Source organism: Salinimicrobium marinum, from assembly GCF_014651535.1.
Lineage (GTDB): Bacteria > Bacteroidota > Bacteroidia > Flavobacteriales > Flavobacteriaceae > Salinimicrobium > Salinimicrobium marinum.
Window position 1 is genome coordinate 1 of record NZ_BMXB01000033.1, and the last position, 4,189, is coordinate 4,189.

At 32.7% G+C, this 4,189-nt stretch carries 5 protein-coding genes; 1 reads left to right on the forward strand and 4 read right to left on the reverse strand.

What is annotated here, in order from left to right; genetic code table 11:
- The first annotated feature begins 62 nt into the window (after window positions 1-62).
- Window positions 63-341, forward strand: a complete 279-nt coding sequence (locus IE056_RS18145) for a hypothetical protein (protein ID WP_189606408.1) — start codon at window positions 63-65, stop codon at window positions 339-341.
- A gap of 187 nt (window positions 342-528) precedes the next feature.
- Here the strand turns inward: IE056_RS18145 and IE056_RS18150 are convergent, their stop codons facing one another.
- The 4 genes from IE056_RS18150 to IE056_RS18650 form a co-directional block, all read right to left on the reverse strand.
- A complete protein-coding gene (locus IE056_RS18150) occupies window positions 529-1,305 on the reverse strand; it encodes a CPBP family intramembrane glutamic endopeptidase (protein ID WP_189606409.1) in 777 nt (258 codons plus the stop codon).
- Between the two features lie 111 nt (window positions 1,306-1,416).
- Window positions 1,417-1,959 carry a hypothetical protein gene (locus IE056_RS18155; RefSeq protein WP_189606410.1) on the reverse strand — a complete coding sequence of 181 codons (543 nt, stop codon included), beginning with the start codon at window positions 1,957-1,959 and terminating at the stop codon, window positions 1,417-1,419.
- A 94-nt stretch (window positions 1,960-2,053) separates the two neighbouring features.
- Window positions 2,054-2,998, reverse strand: a complete 945-nt coding sequence (locus tag IE056_RS18160) for a retropepsin-like aspartic protease (protein ID WP_189606411.1) — start codon at window positions 2,996-2,998, stop codon at window positions 2,054-2,056.
- Between the two features lie 111 nt (window positions 2,999-3,109).
- The gene (locus IE056_RS18650; RefSeq protein ID WP_189606412.1) at window positions 3,110-3,931 is read right to left on the reverse strand and encodes a M23 family metallopeptidase; all 822 of its coding nucleotides are present in this window, start codon (window positions 3,929-3,931) and stop codon (window positions 3,110-3,112) included.
- Between the last annotated feature and the right edge of the window lie 258 nt (window positions 3,932-4,189).

Genomic DNA, 4,189 nt, shown 5'->3' on the forward strand with positions numbered 1-4,189 from the left:
GGAAAAATGGGTTCAGGACCAACACCTGATTTTAGTGAAAAAACAAACCGCTTAATTAATTTTTGAAATCTAGAATAATTCTCTTGTTTTATAGGGGCCAAAACAACGACAGGAACATGGGCTGTGCAGATTTTGAAAGAGAATGGACAGAAGCGATGGAATCTTTATCTACCTATTCAGAAAATCCCACAGAACAAAATTGTGAAAATTACAAAGCAGCTCTAATGGATTTTTACGGACAGTATGAAGATTGTGCTTTTTGGGGTGACGAATACCAGGAAGCTATAGACGAGATCCAGGAAATTGACTGTTCTGAGGAGACGGAAGACATTGAAACTTAAAACCAGTAAACTAGGTTGAATTCATTTGGGGGAGTGATTTCAACTCTAGCAAATGAACGGACGGCTTACCTGTCCGTTCATTTACTATTATAGAATACCCAGCACTAGCCAACCATTTTATTTTACCTAAAAACCCTGATGAATGGGATCATCAGGGTTTTTCTGTATTTCGCCTATTTTTATTAACTCAAGCCTCTTTTATTCTTATCCCCATATTCTTTTGGTATTGTAACAGAAATATAATCAGGAGAATCTCTATGCTTGTAAATACCGGCCTGAAATTTCCATAAAGAAAACTGTCATTGCTTGTAAGATTAATAATATCACTCCCAAATAAATAATCAAAAAGGTTGTGACCAAAATGAACTCCCAAAGGCAGCCAGATGGTTTTATATTTAACCAGCAGGTAGGCATACAAAACTCCAAATATTAAGGTTGAAAACAGTATAGAATAATTGTCGTAATACTGGAAATGCATCAATGTAAAAAATATGGAAGATATTATGATAGTCAGGATTTCATTCTTTTTTATTGCTCTTCCAATGGTCTCAAAAAAGTAGTGTCTAAAGAACAGTTCTTCTAAAAGGGCTGCTATAAAGATTCCCGTAAAATATAGAGGAATTAATGTAAGATCATAATTCTTATTTAAGCTGAAAAATTTTGTGGAGGTCTCAAATTGGTAAGCTGTCAATTCGATTAATATTTCCACAAACATAGTCAAAAAAACACCTTCGAGAAAAATCTTTAGGTGTACTGGACGAAGTGGGTTTTTTATTTTCTGAAATCTGTAGATAATGGCAACCCCTCCAAGAAGTACTAAAGGCTCAACATATTTGGTCAAATTTAAGTAGCCATTTGAGAAATGGGACTCCTGAAATTCCAATAGCCAAAGTACAGAGACATAAACCAGCAGAAGTATGATTAAAAACAGAAATCCCAGAATGAATCTTATAATATACTTCAATTGAAATTTCAATTTTAAATTATAGCCTTCCCGTTTAAAAAAAAGCGAGCTGGCGAGGGTGATTATCTGCAGGACAACGAGACGTGGGAGCGTGCAGGTAGTTTCGGATTTTTAAAATAGTTTATAACCAAACCTTAGTCCCAACGTGGGTGAAACTGCTCCCTCATTTGTGTTATAATCATTTAAATAGCCCAGACCAATGTGGAAATCAAATACATAATTCCCACCTAAAGATCTTTGAAGTCCCCAATGTACTTCAGTTAATGAGGTTGAATTTAAATGATACGCTTTAGAATTACCGAAACTGTATTTCGTTTGTAACCCGATATAATTCCCGGAGTTATTTACAATATTTTTCCCTTTTGATTCTCTTTTGTTGATATTATAAACGTATTTCAATTCAGATTTTAAAAATGGGGTAAGGTTCCCAAAATCCAGGTTAAACTCTGCACTACTTGCATTCACATTGGCTCCCATTCCAATTCCTAAAGAATTTTCCCATACAAACTTTTTAGAAACAGGTAATTCATAAGATCCTTCGATCCCGTGAAGCCCCAAATTGATTCGAGCAAAATTATCCAGAAGGTTATCATTGGATTGAGCCATCAAAAGGTTTGAAAAGAGTAAAATTGCGATTGTAAAAAATTTCTTCATAAGGTTAGTTTAAATTAAATATTGAAGTTCAGATGGGAGCTAATGTCCCTTATAAAAACAGTGGGAGCTGGCAAGCCTGATTGGGTGCAGTCATTTATATAGAACTGGTGTTTTGTTCATATTCCACCAGCTTTATTCTTTTACTATTCCAGTTTAGAATAACCCGATAATTTCTAAAAAAATCTAACCCAAAGATCTTATCTAGATATTGCTCTGAATACACCTTTTCATTTTTTAAAGTAGAATTGCCGAATTCTATTTCATTAATTATTCCGGTATAAGATTCCCTTGTTGATTTTTGCTCCCCGTAAACCCCAATAACACCCCGGGTATCAGCTTTTGTGAAATCTGAAATTTGATCCTTTTCTATTTGCTTTTCAAACTCGGAAAATGGTATAACGATGCCTCCATTATACCCTGAATCCACAGCAAAATTCCATACTTTTTTTCCATTTATTTTACAGGCAATAGAAGGTAATCCTGCAATACCAATAAATAACTTATTCTCAATTATTTCTTCAGGTAAGTTTAATTTCGATTCATTATCGGTTATGGTAATTTGTTTTTTGTTGAAATCAATATCCCAAATAGCGTGTTGCATTAAATTTGACCCTATAAATCCGTCAATATTTAAAGAAGACCATATTGGGGTAGCGTTAAAATCATTTATTAAGGCTGTTGTTCCAGCAAAATCTATCGTTCCAAGTTTAATGTTTTCTATTCTTGTATATTTATTTTGTTGTGATGCATTATAAACATCCTTAGCATTTACAGAATCGATAACTTCCATATTTAAACTTTCAGCAAGTTCTTTTGATACAAGAGTAGGTGTTCCAGTGTCAAAAAGAAATTTATAAGTCTTATTTTTTATTTCTACGGGTACAATGATCCATCCATCTTTCATCTCGAAAGGAAGAGAAACTTTATAGTTTTCCTGTTCTGTTTTTCCTTCTTTAAAATATTTAGCGGCTTTACTACCCGAACAGCTATTTATAAGTATAAGTGCTATGAAATAAATAAATACTTTGGCTATTTTCATTTTTTAGTTTTGTTAATATGGTTTCTTACGGCTTACACCAAACGTCTCGTATAAAAACTGTTTTTATGCGAGACAGGTTGTATCATTGTTTTTTAAAGTGTTGGCAGTAGTTTAGTAGTTTCTTTCATATGTTTTTTTCTCAGCTAAATATTCTGTTTTTTCACCATTTCCTATTTTAAACTTTGTTTCTAAAGTTTCTCTATTTTCTAATTTTTGTAAATATATTACCAGGTGTAGATGTGGACCGGTACTCCAACCAACATTACCGCTATAGGCTATTGTATTTCCCTTTTTTATAGTTTCCCCAACATTTACGATTGATCCGTCTTTTCTAATATGGGTGTACTCTGCGAAAGTTCCATCAGAATGATAAACAATTATAAAATTATTGTATTTTTTACAAGACTCTTCACCACAATTTTTTGAATTTTCATCCACAACTTTTACTACTACCCCATCTCTGACAGCTTTAATTTCTGTTCCTACAGGCATCGTAAAATCTAATGCATTTTGATCTTGATGAGAGAAATCTCCATTGTAGCCTTGATATACTTTAAATGAATTTGATATTGAAAATGGTAAATCATAAATGTAATCCGAATCATATTTTTCCAAATTATGATTTCCTAAGTTTGATTTGTAAGTGTACTTGAACCCATATGCTTTTTTAACATCTATAACAGATAAAGTAGTTAATAGTTGTTTTTCCTTTAATGGATCGATAATATAATACTGGTCATTTCCACCTGAAATATTCAGATTCTTTGCTTCAAAATGAATTTTCACTGTTGTTGGACAATATTCTTTATTGTCAGCATATACACTATACCCATTATTATTTTTCTCGTAGTATATTTTAACCTTATTCTCAGCATAACTAGAAAACGTAAATATTAAAAATATAAGTAATGAGTAAAAATTCAGTTTTTTCATAATATAATTTAGATTGTGTCTAAAATTATTGCCGACGTCCCGTATAAAACTGTATTTGCTTGCAACGCCTGATTGTCCGCAAGCAAGTACGTAGCTCTACACTGAGACAGGTTTTTGTATTATTTTTATAGAGTGCTGCCAAACGTATTTTTATTCATATGTGTTTTATTTTATTTTTAATCAATTAGGCCCAAAACTCTCCCGTAGGGCTTACTGCTCTATGTCCAGTTTCCACTAATTAAAGTGTGCTATAGGCCC

What these genes read in the sequence shown, in the direction of transcription:
- IE056_RS18155 (WP_189606410.1), bottom strand. Translation starts at nt 1,959, where the DNA reads ATGAAGAAATTTTTTACAATCGCAATTTTACTCTTTTCAAACCTTTTG.
- IE056_RS18160 (WP_189606411.1), bottom strand. Translation starts at nt 2,998, where the DNA reads ATGAAAATAGCCAAAGTATTTATTTATTTCATAGCACTTATACTTATA.
- IE056_RS18650 (WP_189606412.1), bottom strand. Translation starts at nt 3,931, where the DNA reads ATGAAAAAACTGAATTTTTACTCATTACTTATATTTTTAATATTTACG.